Below are 16,371 nucleotides of genomic sequence, written 5' to 3'. Positions count from 1 at the left end.
GTGTATTCTATTTTTTTCTAATACAAGTTAGCAACTTTATTCGATGCCAAGCTCTAGTTAACGTAAAGCTCTAGTCTATGCCAAGTATGCGTTTTACTGGCTTAAAGCTCTTGCGGTAATGCTCGGTTACACCATGTTTTTCAATCGCTTCGAAATGCGCTTTGGTCGGGTAACCTTTATGCTTAGCAAAACCAAACTCTGGATGAAGTTTATCAAGCTCTTCCATCTCTTGGTCACGAACGACTTTAGCGATAATAGACGCCGCGCTGATTTCAGCCACTCGCAAGTCACCCTTCACAATCGCAAGACCATCCATCGGCAGTTCTGGGACTCGGTTTCCATCTATCAACGCCATATCAGGTTGAACGCTCAAACCTGCGATAGCTCGCTGCATAGCTACCATCGTCGCTTGCAGAATATTCAACTCATCAATTTCTTGTGGAGAACAACGACCGACAGACCAAGCTAAAGCTTTCTCTTTGATTTCTGGAAGCAGCGCAAGACGCTTTTTCTCAGATAATTTCTTTGAGTCGTTCAAGCCTTCGATTGGGTTGTTTGGATCGAGGATAACCGCAGCAGTCACCACGTCGCCAACCAAAGGTCCGCGTCCTACTTCATCCACGCCAGCAAACAGCTGATAACCTTGCGGGTATTCAAATGGAGGAAGCTCTTTTTTCTCTTTTACTGCCATAACTAATCTCTTAATGTTCTGTAAGTAAGCGCTTTATGCTTCAACAAAAGGTCGGTCAATCAATTTCAATACTGCGTTAGCGGCTTGTTTGTCTGCGTCTTTACGGATCCAGTGATGCATCTCGGTAAAGCGTTCGATCAAGGCACTGTTATCGGTTGATAGCATCTTATCGACAGACGGGAACAAAAAGTCTGGGTGGCACTCTTCAAGAATATGCTCTTTCACGATCTCTTCACCAGCCAAAATATTCGGCAGTGACACAAACTCAGTGATCGCCAACTTCTTAACAATGTAACCCGTCAGCTTATTTACTTTGTAGCCAACCACCATAGGGCGTTTAAGCAACATACATTCAAGAGCCACGGTACCTGAAGCCAAAAGCACAGAATCAGCAGCGGTAATCACGTTGGTTGCCGTATCTTCGACTAACGTGAATTCAAGCTCAGGTGCGGTCGATTGCCAGATTTCAGTAAACTGCTTTTTACGCTGCTCGTTAACGAGCGCAACAACAAAATTGATATCCGGATACTTCTGCTTGATACGTTGGCAAGTTTCGATAAATGGCTGAGCAATCAAACCCATCTCACCACCACGACTGCCTGGCAATACGGCTAACCACTGCTTGCCTTGATCAAGACCTAACAGCTCTCGAGCATCTTGTTTACTAGGCTCTAAAGGAATCGCGTCTGCCAACGTGTGACCAACAAACTCACAGGCAACGTTATATTTATCGTAGAACGCTTTTTCGAACGGCAAGAAAGCCAATACCAAGTCGGTTGCTTTGTCGATTTTAAAGATACGCTTTGGACGCCAAGCCCATACTGAAGGGCTCACGTAATGTACCGTTTTGATTCCAGCGTTCTTAAGGTCTAACTCAAGCCTTAGATTAAAATCGGGCGCGTCGATACCGACAAAAACATCGGGTGGATTTTGAGTGAAATACTTAACCAGCTCTGCTTTTACTTTTAACAAGCGAGGTAAACGGCCAAGTACTTCAACTAAGCCCATAACGGCCAGCTCTTCCATCTCGAAAAGAGACTCACAACCCAGGGCTTTCATTTTCGGCCCGCCAATGCCAACGAACTCAGCATTCGGGTATTGTGATTTGATCGCTTTGATAAAGCCTTCACCAAGCGTATCGCCAGACAGTTCGCCGACAACAATGCCTACGCGCAATGGTTCATTCGAAACGAAGTCCGAGCTATTGGTTGCTGCTTCTTGCTGTGCCATAGTTTTTCAATTCCCTTGTTGCCTAAAACAAAAAAGACCGCCTAACGAGTAGCGATCTTTTTGTTATACCATTCTGATGAAGTAATTATTGTCATACTCACATTGATTGGTACATAACCACATCGAGTATTAACGAATAATACCGCGCTCAGAGTTCTCTAGCATTTCAAGCATAGGCGCTACCGAAGTAAACTCTTTTGCCATTTCAACTAAAGCTGCTTTCGCTTCTTCAAGTGTTTTACCTGAACGGTATAACTCTTTGTACGCTTTCTGTAGTGCACGAATTTCAGGTTTCTCAAATCCGTTACGCTTCAAGCCTACTAGGTTAAGACCGAATGGAGCCGCGTGGTTACCCTGTGCAAGCACGTACGGCAGTACATCTTGAACAACTGCAGAACAGCCACCAATGTAAGCGTAAGCACCAATCGAACAGAACGGGTGAATCGCAGAAAGTGCCATAACACCAGCGTAGTCGCCAACCGTTACGTGACCGCCAAGAATAGCGTTGTTACCAATGTGAGTGTGGTTACCAACAATAACGTCGTGCGCTACATGAGCATTAACACAAAGTAAGTTGTCATCACCAATCACTGTGGTTGCTTTGTCTTGAACCGTACCACGATGGATTTGAACCGCTTCACGGATCACGTTGCGATCACCGATCACAACTGTTGTGTCTTCGCCGCCGTATTTCTTATCTTGGTTTTCTTCACCGATAACAGCGTGTGGGAAGATACGGTTTTCTTTACCAATGGTTGTGTGACCTTTGATCACAACGTGCGACATCACTTCAGTGTCGTCACCGATTGTCACGTTACCAGCAATGTAAGTGAAAGGCCCAACCGTCACGTTAGCACCGATAGTTACATCACCTTCGATTACTGCTGCCGGGTGAATTTTCGCTGTTTCATGAATCATATTAAAACTCTCTACGAGCACATTTAAGTTCAGCTGAACATACAACTACGCCGTCAACCTTAGCAACACCGTTAAACGATGCGATGCCACGACGCTCTTTTAAGAATTCAACTTCGATAACCAGTTGGTCACCTGGTACTACTGGCTTACGGAATTTAGCTTTATCTACGCTAGCAAAGTAGTACAACTCGTTGCCAGAAGGCGCACCGAAAGATTTGAATGCTAGAAGGCCTGTTGCTTGTGCCATTGCTTCTAAGATCAACACGCCTGGGAATACAGGAAGCTGAGGGAAGTGGCCTGTGAACTGAGGTTCGTTAACAGAAACATTCTTAATTGCGGTCAGTGTTTTTTCTTTTTCAAAGCTAGTCACACGATCAACCATTAAGAATGGGTAGCGATGAGGTAATAGTTCCTGAATTTCAGTAATGTTCATCGTTGTCTGTTCAGTAGTCAAAGTCGTATTCCTATGTATATTCTTTATTTAATTAGAAGGATTATAAACGAAAAAGACTCGCTGTACGCGAGCCTTTTATTAGAAATGCTGGAATTATGATTCCGCGCTCTTCTCAATAAGTTTTTCAACGGTTTTCAAACGCTTGTTCATTTCATCAATACGATGAACACGCGTTGCTGTTTTACGCCAATCTTTGTTTGGCTGTAAAGGGATACCCGAAGAATACATACCTTTCTCAGTGATGCTGCGCATTACCATTCCCATTCCGGTAATCGTAACGCCGTCAGTAATTTCAATGTGACCATTAATCACACTACCACCACCAATAATACAGTACTTACCTATCGTCGTGCTGCCTGCAATGATAGTACCACCTGCAAGAGCTGAACCATATCCGATGTGAACATTGTGAGCAATCTGAAGTTGGTTATCTAGGATAACGTTGTCTTCAATGATTGTGTCATCTAATGCGCCGCGGTCGATGGTAGTACACGCGCCAATTTCTACGCGGTTACCTATGCGAACAGAGCCGACTTGCGGGATCTTAACCCATTCGCCTTTCTCGTTCGCATAACCAAAGCCATCAGAGCCAATAACAGTACTTGATTGGATCAGACACGCTTCTCCAATCACCACTTCATGGTAAACACTTACGTTAGCCCACAGCTTAGTGCCTGCGCCAATTTTTGCATTTTTACCAATAAAGCAACCAGCACCGATGATCACATCATCACTAAGTACCACACCAGACTCAATCACAGCGTTCGCGCCAATAGACACATTTTGTCCAATGGTTGCATCGCTAGAGATTGAAGCAGAATCAGCAATAGCCGCTGCGGGAGCAGGAGTAGTATCAAGCGCTTGAGCAACCTTAGCAAAAGCAACGTAAGGGTCACTAACCACAATAACGTTGGTCTTACACAGTTCGCGTTCACTCTCTTTAACCATAATAGCGGATGCTTTACAGTCACCTAGGTGCTTGCTGTACTTCACGTTAGAAAGGAACGTAATGTTACCTTCTTGCGCTTTATCCATAGGAGCGACTGCTGAGACGGTAATCGTACCGTCTCCGTGTAGCTCTCCCCCAGTAATCGTTGCCAATTCGGCTAAAGTCAGGTTCTTCATAAAACTTATTTCAGTGATTTAATTACTTGCTCAGAGATGTTGTATTCAGGCTTACCGTATTGTAAAGCTTGAATATCAACGATCATGTCGTAGCCTTCTTTCTCTGCAACTTTAGTTACAGCATCTTGAATCACTTTGAACAGCTTCTGCTTCTCTTGTGCTTCACGACGTTGACTTGCTTTTTCTAGTGCTTGAGCTTTGATTTTGTACTTGCTGTCCAGTTGGCCTACTTCGATACGAAGCTTCTCAACTTCCTCAGGACCTAGTAGCTCGCCATCACGCTTAAGCTTTTCAATCTTTGTTTTCGCTTCAGCTTGAATGCTCTGTAGCTCAGCTGCTTTATCTTTGAACTCTTCCTGCATTTTTTGAAGAACAACTTCACGCTGAGGTAGAGCCTGGAATACTTGTGCAGTGTTTACATAACCCACTTTTTGCGCAGCTTCAGCAGCTGTTGCAAAGAAAGAAGAGCTAAGAACTACAAGGCCTAAACCTGCTGCTTTAATCATATTTTTCAAAATATTGTCCTTTAAATATTAGAAAGTTCTACCAATGGTAAATGTGAAGAACTCCTCATCATCACCTTCGTAAATTTTAACTGGTTTCGCTAGAGAGAAAACCAGCGGGCCCATCGGTGACATCCATTGAAGAGCGGCACCATAAGATGAACGGTAATTTGTTGGATCAGAGTAATCGTAGTAGTACTGGCCACCACTATTCGGTGCGCCACGGTCTACGAACTCTGTATCCCACACACTTGCCATGTCGAAGAAAACACTGGTACGAATCTGGCTACGCGCTTCATCAGAAGCAAACGGCGTTGGTACAATTAACTCTAAGCTTGCCAAAGCAACCGCGTTACCACCCACTGAATCATCAGTAGCGGTATCATAGGATGGGTTATTACCTGTGCTGCTTCCGTAAACAGCTTTCGGACCTGCCGAGTTAGAGCCAAAACCACGTAGGGTTGTAAAACCACCTGCGTAATAGTTCTCGTAGAATGGGAACAAGTTATCGTTACCATCCGTTTGACCATAACCATTACCATAGCCTAATCTGCCACGCATCAATAGTGTGAACTCATGCTTTTTGGTCAGCGGGATGTAATGTTTTACATCGTACTGCATTTTGAAGTACTGAGCATCAGAACCAGGTACCGTTACCTTAGCAAAAGCACGTTGATGGTTACCTTCGGTTGGGAAGAAACCACGGTTAAGATTGTTACGCGTCCAAGAGATATTGATGTCGAAATCATCGGTTAGAATGTGTTCGTCACCATATTGGTCAATACTTCTCGCGAACTGTTCAACTTGGATATAGGTCGGAACGTTACCGATCTTGTTATGCGTATAGCCAACACCAAACTCAAGACGGTTCAACTCATCCATAGGGAAACCCCATGTAAGGCTAGTACCATAACTTTGGTTGGTATAGTCGACAATACCCGCTTCAGAGGCTTCAAATTCGTTGTAGAAGATCTTACCGCCTAAGCTCACGCCATCAAGGTTCCAGTATGGGTCACGGTAGTCTAAGCTCACGTTCTTTTGGTAATCGTTCATCATGGCACTTACGCCAACACGGTTACCTGAACCTGCAAAGTTATCTTGTTGCAAGCCAACTTGGAAACTAACGCCTGATTCAGTACCGTAACCAACACCAAAGTTGATGCTGCCTGAGTTTGCTTCCTTAACGTTGTAGACCAAATCAACTTGGTCTTCACTGCCAGGAACACGCACTGTTTGTACATCAACCGTTTCAAAGAAACCTAAACGGTTAAGACGGCTCTTACCGGTATCAATTGACTTAGAGTTAAGCCAGCTGCCTTCCATTTGACGCATTTCACGACGCAGTACTTCGTCTTTCGTTGAGTTGTTTCCCGTGAATCGAATATCACGAACATAGATACGGCTGCCCGCTTCTACATTGATAACCAACGACACTTCTTTGGTCTCATCGTCAAATTCAGGAATCGTGCGAACTTGTGGGTACGCGTAGCCAGATTCACCAAGAATTCGTTTTACGTTCTCTTCCAAGGACGTTACCGAAGAACCGTTATAAGTATCGCCGTCTTCGAATGGCACTAACGCTTCGAAGTCAGCCTCACGACCGATTAATTCACCACGGAAAGAGACATCTTTAACGGTGTAAGCTTCGCCTTCATCAAGGCCAAGTGTGATGTAAACACCTTTCTTATCTGGAGAGATCGCTACCTGCGTAGAGTCGACCTTAAACTTAAGGTAACCACGGTCAAGGTAGTAGGATTTCAGCGCTTCAATATCACCGGCTAATACTTGTTTCTGGTATTTTTCATCCGCAAGGAAATTCCACCATGCAACATCAACATTCAGATTGAAACGACTAAGCAGTTCAGAGTCAGAAAAGACTTCATTACCGATAAAGTTGATTTGCTGAATCTTAGCGGATACGCCCTCAGTAAACACAAACTTAAGGTCAGAACGGTTACGTGGCAGAGGTGTCACAACCGCTTTTACTGTCGCGTTGTACTTACCAACACTGTAGTAAAAATCTTCAAGGCCTTTCTCTATGTTACTCAGCGTTGTGCGGTCAAGAGCTTCACCTTCACGAACACCAGACGCATCTAGGTTCTGTTGAAGCTGCTCTTCTTTGATCGCTTTGTTACCCGAGAATGAAATGCTCGCGATGGTCGGTCGTTCTTTTACTTGAACAACTAAAACACCTTCATCGCGAAGAACTTTAACGTCCTCGAAGTTACCTGAAGCATACAGTGCACGAATGATCTCAGATACATCGCTTTCATCCACTTCATCGCCAATACGCACTGGCATTTTCAGTAGAGCTGCACCAAGTGCAACACGCTGTAAACCTTCGATCTTGATATCTTGAACCACAAAGTTTTGTGCTCCGTTCGCAGCCACACTAGTGGCCAATAGACTTGCGAACAGAATTTGCTTAATCGCCATACTTATTCTAATTATTCCTTGCTACTACCAATGCCTGTGAGAAACCATTCACAGACGAGTAAAATCATTAAATATTGCCAGAGCCATCAAAGAGAAGAGGATTGCACCTCCCACTCTGTATCCCATTTCCTGAACTTTTTCAGGGACTGGTTTACGAGTAACGGCCTCAATAGCGAAAAAGAGCAAATGTCCGCCATCAAGCATAGGCAGCGGAACCAAATTAATAATTCCCAAGTTAACACTAATCAGAGCCAAAAAGCCTAAGAAGTAAACCAAACCGTAATCGGCGGTTGTCCCTGCGCCTTTGGCTATTGAAATCGGGCCACTCAAGTTATTTAAGCCAACATCACCAACGATGAGCTTCTTAAGCATTGTCAGCGTCAAACCAATGATTTGACCTGTTTTATCAAATGCTTTTCCTACAGACTCAATTACACCAAATTGTAACTCAAAGCGATAATCTTCTGGCCATTCTGCGACTTCTGGAGCAATACCTGCATAGCCGATTGTGGAACCATCAGAAAGCTCGCGGCTTTTTGGCGTCATAACTAATGACTGTTCAGTACCATTTCGTAGGACTACAAGGTCCAAGGGTGTCATCGGGTTTGCACGGATTAACTCAACAACCGATTGCCACTGTTCAATCGGTTGCCCATTAATCTCAACAATTTTGTCGCCAGCTTCTACCCCTGCATCGTATGCCGCACCGTCATCAATGACTTGAGCGAGTACGGTCGATATCTCTGGAGAATACGGTCTAAAGCCCAGCGTTGTCATTGCAGATTCAGTTTCTGGGTTGAATGACCAGTCTGAAATATCCAATGTCATCTGTTGTTCAAAGCCGATATCGTCTTGAGAAGCTACCGTTACAGTCATGGACTGATCACCAATATGCGATATCAAACCCATATTGACTGATTCCCAATCTGCGGTTTTGATTCCCGAAATAGATTTAAGTTCCATTCCAGTTTCAATTCCGGCTTGTGCAGCAATAGATTGCGGAGTAACTTCACCAATAACGGGTTTAACCGCCGGTACGCCAATCAAAAATACAAGCCAATACGCAAAGACGGCAAAGATAAAGTTAAACGCAGGACCTGCACCAACTATCGCCGTTCTTTTCCACAATGGCTTCTTATCAAAAGCGTATTGTTGCTCGTCTTCAGAAAGGTCGTCTACACGACCATCAAGCATCTTAACGTAGCCGCCCAATGGAATGACAGACAAGCTGTACTCTGTGCCATCACGGCCAACTTTGCTCCAGATTGATTTACCAAAACCAATCGAGAATTTCTCAACTTTCACACCACAGCGACGAGCAACCCAGAAGTGTCCAAACTCATGAACAGCGACCAGAATACCAAGCGCTACAATAAAGGATGCGAAGTTCCACAGAATTCCACTCATGCTAGCTGCTCTTTAATAAATTGATTGGCTATTTGACGAGACATATTATCGAGCTCGAGAAGGCTTTCCAAGCTATCTAAGCCCTCAGAGTTATGTTGTTCACATACTTTGCTCATAACATGCTCGTTAATGACGGCAATATCGGTAAATTTCACTCGATTGTTCAAGAAAGCATCGACTGCAATTTCGTTTGCTGCGTTAATTGCGGTTGTAGCGTGCTGACCTAGGTAGCAAGCTTCAATCGCTAATCTTAAACATGGATAACGGCTAAAATCGGGTTCTAGGAAAGTAAGCTCGCCCACTTTGGTGAAATCCAGAGGCTTAACACCCGCTTCTGTTCGCTCAGGGTAAGACATCGTCAAAGCGATTGGCGTCGCCATGTCAGGTTCGCCCATTTGAGCAAGCACAGAGCCATCCTTGTACTGGACCATAGAATGAATCACAGACTGAGGATGAATAATCACTTTTAACTGCTCTTGAGAGGCATTAAATAACCATTTCGCCTCAATGTACTCTAAGCCCTTATTCATCATTGTCGCTGAATCGACCGAGATCTTAGGGCCCATAGACCAGTTAGGGTGTGCGATAGCTCGTTCTGGAGTTACCGACTCCAGCTCAGCAACGTCCGTATAACGAAAAGGACCACCCGAACCAGTCAAAAGAATATGGTTGATACCGTTCTCTTCCAGGTTACAACGACCTAAATGGGTTTGTACATTTTGCGGTAGGCATTGAAAGATAGCATTATGTTCACTATCAACTGGAAGTAGTTCAGCGCCGTATTTTGCTACTGCATCGATAAACAACTGCCCAGACATTACCAAGGCTTCTTTATTAGCAAGCAAGATACGCTTACCAGCCTTAACCGCAGACATAGTAGGAAGCAAACCAGCGGCACCAACAATCGCGGCCATTACCGTATCTACGTCCTCTAGAGAAGCAACCTGACACATGCCTTCAGTGCCTGAAAGCACTTTTACGTTAGGGTAACTCGCGGACAACACTTCAGTCAGTTGAGACGCTGCATCAGGGCAAGCCATAGCAACATAGCTTGGTTGCCACTTTTCAACTAGCGCCAGCATCTTTTCAACATTCGAGCCTGCAGCCAGTGCAACCACTGAATAGAGATCTGGGTTTTGCTCAACGACTTTTAGTGTACTTGCACCAATTGAGCCGGTGGCGCCAAGGATAGTTAGATTTCGCATCACATATGACCGTAGAAATGTAATAAAGGGCAGAATCACTGCCCTTTTTTATTAGAATGCTAAATAAAGCAGAGCAAAGACAGGGAATGCAGCCGTTAAGCTATCTATTCTATCTAGTATACCACCATGACCAGGAATCAGATTACTGCTGTCTTTCACCCCAGAAACACGCTTAAACATGCTTTCAACAAGGTCACCTAGAACAGAAATAACAACGGTCACAAGGGTAATAACAATCATGTGAAGTGGGCTTGTGAATTGGATGTCAAACAAGTCAGCAAAGATCCAAGCCACGATCACCGCAGTAATAATGCCACCAATAAGACCTTCAATCGTCTTATTCGGGCTTACCGCTGGTGCCATTTTACGCTTACCAAAACTCTTTCCTGAAAAATAAGCACCGCTGTCCGCCGCCCAAACAAGCAAGCAAACAAACATCACCAGTTTCGCACCATGGTAAGGATCAGCATCGATACCGTTAGCACGCAGGATAACCACACTCCAGAAGAATGGTAGCAGAGTCAGCACACCAAAGGCGTGACGAAGAAGAGAAGAGTCTTTCCATGCAGGCATAGACTTAGGATAAGTCACCGCCATGCCACTCGCGATTACCCACCAAATTGAGCCAATCGTTAGAATAGCGTAGTGAGCAGTAGACAAGTTATTAAGGCTAAATGCATCAAAAGGGATAAAAGCAAAACTTGCAGCACTAACCACAACCGTTGGAATCAACGCTAAATAACGCGATTTGCTTTCAACAAACTGAGTCCACTCCCAAAAACCCAATAGCGAGATTACCGCTAGTGAAAGAATAAATGTAGGAAGTGATAACTCGAAAATACCTAGAATAACTAGGGGAGCTAAAATCAACGCCGTAATAATTCGTTGTTTCAAACCAAAAAATCCTTATTAACTGTCCATCAGAGCTTTAATTTGCTCACCGGTGCATCCAAAACGACGCTCACGGTTTACAAACCAAGTCACAGCTTCTACTAAGCTGTCTTCATTAAAGTCTGGCCAGAATTGTTCAGTGAAATACATTTCGGCGTAAGCCAACTGCCAAAGCATAAAATTACTAATGCGGCATTCGCCACTGGTACGGATAAGTAGATCGACTTCAGGAATATCTGCCATTGTCAGGTGCTGTGTAATCATAGCTTCATCAATATCATCTACATTAATATCACCAGACTTTACCTGTTGAGCAATAGAGGTCATTGCTTGCTGAATATCCCACTTACCGCCGTAGTTAGCTGCAATATTAATAACCATACCCGTATTGGTGCTAGTCAAAGCTTCCGCTTCTTCTATCTTCTTTTGTAGTCGATCATTGAAACGACTTTTATCACCAATAACACGAAGTTGTAGATTATTTTTATGAAGCTTTTTAACTTCACTCGACAGCACTGAAATAAACAGTTCCATCAAGATACCGACTTCTTCTTCAGGACGACGCCAGTTTTCGCTACTAAATGCAAAAAGAGTAACGGCTTTAATGCCAAGTCTGGCTGCAGAAGAGATAGTTTTACGAACGGCTTGAACACCGTTTTTATGGCCAAAGACGCGAGGCTTGCCCTGAGCTTTTGCCCAGCGACCATTACCATCCATAATGATAGCAATGTGTTTAGGAAGAGAGTCTGTGAACGCTTGAGAATTATGCATAAAAGAGTGAATCAAATTCTAATAGTCGAACAGAGTAGCATAAAAAAACGCTGCACCGTGAGTACAGCGTTTTTCCGGAAAGAAAAGAATATGGAAAATTAAACTTCCATCAACTCTTTTTCTTTAACAGCTAGAACTTCGTCTACGTTCTTAACCGCAGCGTCAGTTAGCTTTTGAATTTCGTCTTGTGCTTTACGATCTTCATCTTCAGAGATTTCTTTATCTTTAAGAAGTGCTTTTAGATCGCCATTCGCGTCACGACGGATGTTACGGATAGCAACACGGCCACCTTCAGCTTCGCCACGAACGATTTTAACTAGGTCTTTACGACGCTCTTCCGTTAGCGGTGGAAGTGGAACACGGATAACTGTACCCGCAGACATAGGGTTTAGGCCTAGGTCAGATGTCAGGATTGCTTTTTCAACTAGAGGAGTCAGTGTTTTATCAAACACTGTAATAGCTAGTGTACGTGCATCTTCAGCGATAACGTTAGCTACTTGAGTCAAAGGCGTTGGAGCACCGTAGTACTCAACAGTAAGACCAGAAAGTAGGCTCGGGTGCGCACGGCCTGTACGAATCTTTTGTAGGCTGTTTTTTAGTGCATCAACACTTTTTACCATGCGCTCTTGAGCGTCTTTTTTGATTTCGTTAATCACAATTTCACCTTGATTATGTTCTTTCTTCAAGAAAGCTTTTTATTTGGAGTGATAAGGATAAGCTTACCAAGGAACAACACCTCAGTAAGCCCGAAAAATTAGTCAGCGTCGCTGATTAATGTACCTTCAGTTTCACCCATAACCACGCGACGTAGTGCGCCTGGTTTATTCATGTTAAATACACGGATTGGCATTTTGTGATCACGTGCTAGCGTAAATGCAGCCAAGTCCATTACTTTAAGTTCTTTATCAAGAACCGTGTTGTAAGACAACGTATCATACAACTCTGCGTCTGGGTTTGCTACAGGGTCAGAAGTAAATACACCATCTACTTTTGTCGCTTTTAGAACTACGTCAGCTTCGATTTCGATACCACGTAGACATGCAGCAGAATCCGTAGTGAAGAATGGGTTACCAGTACCAGCAGAGAAGATCACAACGCGACCTTGACGTAATTGGCTGATTGCGTCTGCCCAGTTGTAGTCGTCACACACACCTTTAAGAGGGATTGCAGACATTACACGTGCGTTTACGTAAGCACGGTGAAGAGCGTCACGCATTGCAAGGCCGTTCATTACCGTTGCAAGCATACCCATGTGGTCACCAACAACGCGGTTCATACCTGCTTCAGCAAGGCCTGCACCACGGAAAAGGTTACCGCCACCGATAACAACGCCTACTTGAACACCTAGTTCAACCAATTCTTTCACTTCTTGAGCCATACGATCAAGGATCGTCGGGTCAATACCAAAACCTTCTTCGCCTTGTAGTGCTTCACCGCTAAGTTTTAACAGAATACGTTGATACGCCGGTTTAGGGTTCGTAGTCATGGAGTTTACCTTCCAAAGAGTTGATGATTAACAGTCATGGATAAAAACTGAATAGCTCAGTTTGCATTCATAACAGCTAAAAAATAATTCACTATTCATAAAAAGACCGCAGCATTTGCCACGGTCTCTTTTCAAACAATACGCTAAGGATTAACCTTTTTGTACCGCTGCAACTTCGTCAGCAAAGCTCATTTCAGCTGCTTTCTCGATGCCTTCACCAACTTCTAGACGTACGAAGTTAGATACTGAAGCGCCTTTCTCTTTAAGGATAGCGCCAACAGTTTGCTTAGGCTCCATGATGAAAGCTTGACCAGTTAGAGAGATTTCGCCCGTGAATTTCTTCATACGGCCAACAACCATTTTCTCTGCGATTTCAGCTGGTTTGCCTTCGTTCATAGCGATTTCAACTTGAACTGCTTTTTCTTTCTCAACTACGTCTGCAGGTACGTCTTCTGGGTTTAGGAACTCAGGACGTGATGCAGCAACGTGCATTGCAACGTGCTTAAGAGTTTCAGCTTCGCCTTCACCAGCAACAACAACACCGATTTTCTCGCCGTGACGGTAAGAAGCTAGAGCAACACCTTCAACGAATTGTACGCGACGGATGTTGATGTTTTCACCGATTTTAGTTACTAGTGCGATACGCGCTTCTTCAAATTTAGCTTGAAGATCAGCGATTTCTAGACGTTCTGCTAGAGCAACTTCAGCAACTTCGTTAGCGAATGCAAGGAAACCTGCATCTTTAGCTACGAAATCAGTTTGGCAGTTAACTTCAAGAAGAGCAGCTGCGCCGTTTGCTTCTTTGATGATGATTGCGCCTTCAGCAGCAACGTTACCAGCTTTCTTAGCTGCTTTCGCTGCGCCAGATTTACGCATGTTTTCAATTGCTAGCTCGATGTCGCCTTCAGCAGCAACAAGCGCTTTTTTACATTCCATCATGCCCGCAGCTGTGCGTTCACGAAGTTCTTTAACTAGAGCTGCAGTTACAGTTGCCATTCTCTATTCCTCAGTAAATTCTAAAAAAGATAAAAAACAGGGGCCTAATTAATTGGCCCCTGATATTGACTGTATTCAGTCCGTTAAGCCACCGATTATGACCGCTTAATATGAACTAAATATGGCTCAGAGCCGCTATTATTCAGCTTCTACAAAACCGTCTTTTTCAGCAGCTACAGCAGCAACATCTTTGTTGCGACCTTCTTTAACCGCGTCTGCAGCAGCGTTTAGGTAAAGCTGTACTGCACGGATTGCATCATCGTTACCTGGGATAACGAAGTCAACGCCGTCTGGGTTAGAGTTAGTATCAACTACAGCGTAAACTGGGATACCTAGGTTGTTTGCTTCTTTAACTGCGATGTGTTCGTGATCAGCATCGATTACGAATAGAGCGTCTGGAAGGCCGCCCATGTTCTTGATACCACCAAGAGATTTCTCTAGCTTCTCCATTTCACGAGTACGCATTAGAGCTTCTTTCTTAGTAAGCTTGTCGAAAGTACCGTCTTGAGCTTGCGCTTCAAGTTCTTTCAGACGCTTGATAGACTGACGAACAGTTTTGTAGTTCGTTAGCATACCGCCTAACCAGCGGTTGTTAACGTAGAACTGGTTGCTGTTGATAGCAGCTTCTTTAACAGCTTCAGATGCAGCGCGCTTAGTACCAACAAAAAGAACTTTACCTTTCTTCTCGCCAACTTTAGCGATTTCAGCTAGAGCTTCGTTGAACATTGGTACAGTTTTTTCTAGGTTGATGATATGTACTTTGTTACGAGCACCAAAGATGAATGGCTTCATTTTTGGGTTCCAGTAACGAGTTTGGTGACCGAAGTGAACACCAGCTTTAAGCATATCGCGCATTGATACAGTTGCCATTTTAAAATCCTCTATGGGGTTAGGCCTCCACATCCCCCATGAATCCGACCCCTAACAACTAACCACTTTTCAGCCGTTATCTGTGTTGTTGAGGCACCCCGGAACATGTGTCGGAATGTGTGTGATTTAAAGAAATAAGTTAGTGGACATAAAGCTTGTTTCGCCAATTGGAGAAAACAGTCCTGATGTCCGGCGCGCTTTATACCATATTTTGTCTATCTATGGCTAGAAAAAATTCTAAAAATGGCGACTGCTATACTGATCCCTATCGGCGAATTTCACCTATAAATAGTGTCGCTATTCATTCACTTCAGGCTCAATAAATCGATCACGATTCACTCACGTTGAGCAGTATCCACCAGCAATGTATGGACATGGGAATGTTGCGCTAAAATGCTGCACTGATAGAATAGCCCCAATATGCACACTTAGGTGCTACCAAATTAAGAGATATGCAATGGCTGTAAAAATTAAAACTGCTGAAGAAATTGAAAAAATGCGCGTCGCCGGCAAGCTGGCTTCTGAAATTCTAGAGATGATTGAACCTCACATCCAAGTAGGTACAACGACAGAAGAGCTAAACCAAATCTGTCACGAGTACGCTCTAGAAAGAGGCGCATACTCAGCACCACTTGATTACCACGGTTTCCCTAAGTCAATCTGTACGTCTATCAACCACATTGTGTGCCACGGTATTCCAGCATCACAAGATGAGACTGGCAGCACAGGTCAATTCAAACCGGCTGTATTAAAAGATGGCGACATTCTTAACGTTGATATCACGGTAATCATTCCTGATGACGAAAACGCAGATCTAAGCGTTCGTCCACAAGGTTACCACGGTGATACCTCTAAGATGTTCCTTGTGGGTGAGGTTTCACCAGCAAACAAGCGTCTGTGCATGGTTGCTCAAGAAGCACTTTACGAAGGCATGCGCCAAGTTAAGCCAGGTGTTCAACTTGGTCAAATCGGTACTGCTATCGAGAAGTACATCAAAACAAACAACAAGAACAACCCACGCGCTAAGTTCTCTATTGTTAAAGATTACTGTGGTCACGGCATTGGTTCTGAATTCCACGAAGATCCACAAGTGGTTCACTACAAGAACAGCGATCGCACCGTGCTAAAAGCAGGCATGTGCTTCACTATTGAGCCAATGATCAACGCGGGTAAGTTTGGCTGTCGTCTTGATGACGAAGATAGCTGGACAGTATACACAGCAGACAGCAAGAACTCGGCTCAATGGGAGCACACTCTGGTTGTAACTGATACTGGTTGTGAAGTACTAACACTGCGCAGCGATGATACAATCCCACGTATCATGAAGAACGCTTAGTTCACCGAACTGAACGCATCAGCCTTTTAAAAATATCCTCGCATTGTCGAGG

Annotated in this window: 16 protein-coding genes; 1 reads left to right on the top strand and 15 read right to left on the bottom strand. The window is 44.1% G+C overall.

All coding sequences use genetic code 11. The features are described 5' to 3' along the window. Positions 1–70 precede the first annotated feature (70 nt). From rnhB to rpsB, 15 genes are all read right to left on the bottom strand, one after another. Positions 71–691, bottom strand: coding sequence for a ribonuclease HII (gene rnhB / locus MSG38_RS17510; RefSeq protein WP_048606660.1), 621 nt, complete (start codon positions 689–691; stop codon positions 71–73). Positions 692–724: 33 nt separating this feature from the next. After that, entirely contained in the window at positions 725–1,921 is a 1,197-nt protein-coding gene (gene lpxB / locus MSG38_RS17505; protein ID WP_248402301.1) for a lipid-A-disaccharide synthase, read from the bottom strand. Positions 1,922–2,050: 129 nt separating this feature from the next. After that, positions 2,051–2,839, bottom strand: a complete 789-nt coding sequence (lpxA, locus tag MSG38_RS17500; protein ID WP_050644950.1) for an acyl-ACP--UDP-N-acetylglucosamine O-acyltransferase — start codon at positions 2,837–2,839, stop codon at positions 2,051–2,053. A 1-nt stretch (position 2,840) separates the two neighbouring features. After that, positions 2,841–3,293, bottom strand: a complete 453-nt coding sequence (gene fabZ, locus MSG38_RS17495; protein ID WP_009847408.1) for a 3-hydroxyacyl-ACP dehydratase FabZ — start codon at positions 3,291–3,293, stop codon at positions 2,841–2,843. Between the two features lie 93 nt (positions 3,294–3,386). Beyond that, the gene (gene lpxD / locus MSG38_RS17490; RefSeq protein ID WP_048606667.1) at positions 3,387–4,418 is read right to left on the bottom strand and encodes a UDP-3-O-(3-hydroxymyristoyl)glucosamine N-acyltransferase; all 1,032 of its coding nucleotides are present in this window, start codon (positions 4,416–4,418) and stop codon (positions 3,387–3,389) included. Positions 4,419–4,423: 5 nt separating this feature from the next. Continuing rightward, positions 4,424–4,924: an OmpH family outer membrane protein gene (locus MSG38_RS17485; RefSeq protein ID WP_017063367.1), complete on the bottom strand. Its 501-nt coding sequence runs from the start codon at positions 4,922–4,924 to the stop codon at positions 4,424–4,426. A gap of 27 nt (positions 4,925–4,951) precedes the next feature. Next, positions 4,952–7,357: an outer membrane protein assembly factor BamA gene (gene bamA / locus MSG38_RS17480; protein WP_248402300.1), complete on the bottom strand. Its 2,406-nt coding sequence runs from the start codon at positions 7,355–7,357 to the stop codon at positions 4,952–4,954. Positions 7,358–7,405: 48 nt separating this feature from the next. Next, complete coding sequence (rseP, locus tag MSG38_RS17475; protein ID WP_248402299.1) at positions 7,406–8,764, bottom strand: sigma E protease regulator RseP; 1,359 nt, start codon at positions 8,762–8,764, stop codon at positions 7,406–7,408. Next, positions 8,761–9,969, bottom strand: a complete 1,209-nt coding sequence (gene ispC, locus MSG38_RS17470) for a 1-deoxy-D-xylulose-5-phosphate reductoisomerase (RefSeq protein ID WP_248402298.1) — start codon at positions 9,967–9,969, stop codon at positions 8,761–8,763. Before ispC ends, rseP begins: the two co-directional genes overlap by 4 nt. Before the next feature lie 51 nt (positions 9,970–10,020). Then, entirely contained in the window at positions 10,021–10,863 is an 843-nt protein-coding gene (locus MSG38_RS17465) for a phosphatidate cytidylyltransferase (protein ID WP_048612218.1), read from the bottom strand. A gap of 15 nt (positions 10,864–10,878) precedes the next feature. Beyond that, entirely contained in the window at positions 10,879–11,631 is a 753-nt protein-coding gene (locus MSG38_RS17460; protein ID WP_017063364.1) for an isoprenyl transferase, read from the bottom strand. A gap of 98 nt (positions 11,632–11,729) precedes the next feature. After that, positions 11,730–12,287: a ribosome recycling factor gene (frr, locus tag MSG38_RS17455; protein WP_017060741.1), complete on the bottom strand. Its 558-nt coding sequence runs from the start codon at positions 12,285–12,287 to the stop codon at positions 11,730–11,732. A 98-nt stretch (positions 12,288–12,385) separates the two neighbouring features. After that, complete coding sequence (gene pyrH, locus MSG38_RS17450; RefSeq protein ID WP_017630771.1) at positions 12,386–13,117, bottom strand: UMP kinase; 732 nt, start codon at positions 13,115–13,117, stop codon at positions 12,386–12,388. 150 nt (positions 13,118–13,267) lie between these two features. Beyond that, positions 13,268–14,113, bottom strand: a complete 846-nt coding sequence (gene tsf / locus MSG38_RS17445) for a translation elongation factor Ts (RefSeq protein ID WP_048606678.1) — start codon at positions 14,111–14,113, stop codon at positions 13,268–13,270. Positions 14,114–14,251: 138 nt separating this feature from the next. After that, positions 14,252–14,983: a 30S ribosomal protein S2 gene (gene rpsB, locus MSG38_RS17440; RefSeq protein WP_032547152.1), complete on the bottom strand. Its 732-nt coding sequence runs from the start codon at positions 14,981–14,983 to the stop codon at positions 14,252–14,254. Between the two features lie 457 nt (positions 14,984–15,440). On the opposite strand from rpsB, the gene map reads away from it, so the two are divergent. After that, positions 15,441–16,319 carry a type I methionyl aminopeptidase gene (map, locus tag MSG38_RS17435; RefSeq protein ID WP_048612219.1) on the top strand — a complete coding sequence of 293 codons (879 nt, stop codon included), beginning with the start codon at positions 15,441–15,443 and terminating at the stop codon, positions 16,317–16,319. Positions 16,320–16,371: the final 52 nt, after the last annotated feature.

The organism is Vibrio sp. 1CM24A (assembly GCF_023161725.1).
In the GTDB taxonomy this organism is placed as follows: Bacteria; Pseudomonadota; Gammaproteobacteria; order Enterobacterales; family Vibrionaceae; genus Vibrio; species Vibrio coralliirubri.
Note: the sequence above shows the minus strand (reverse complement) of the source record. Positions and strands in the feature narration are given on the sequence as shown.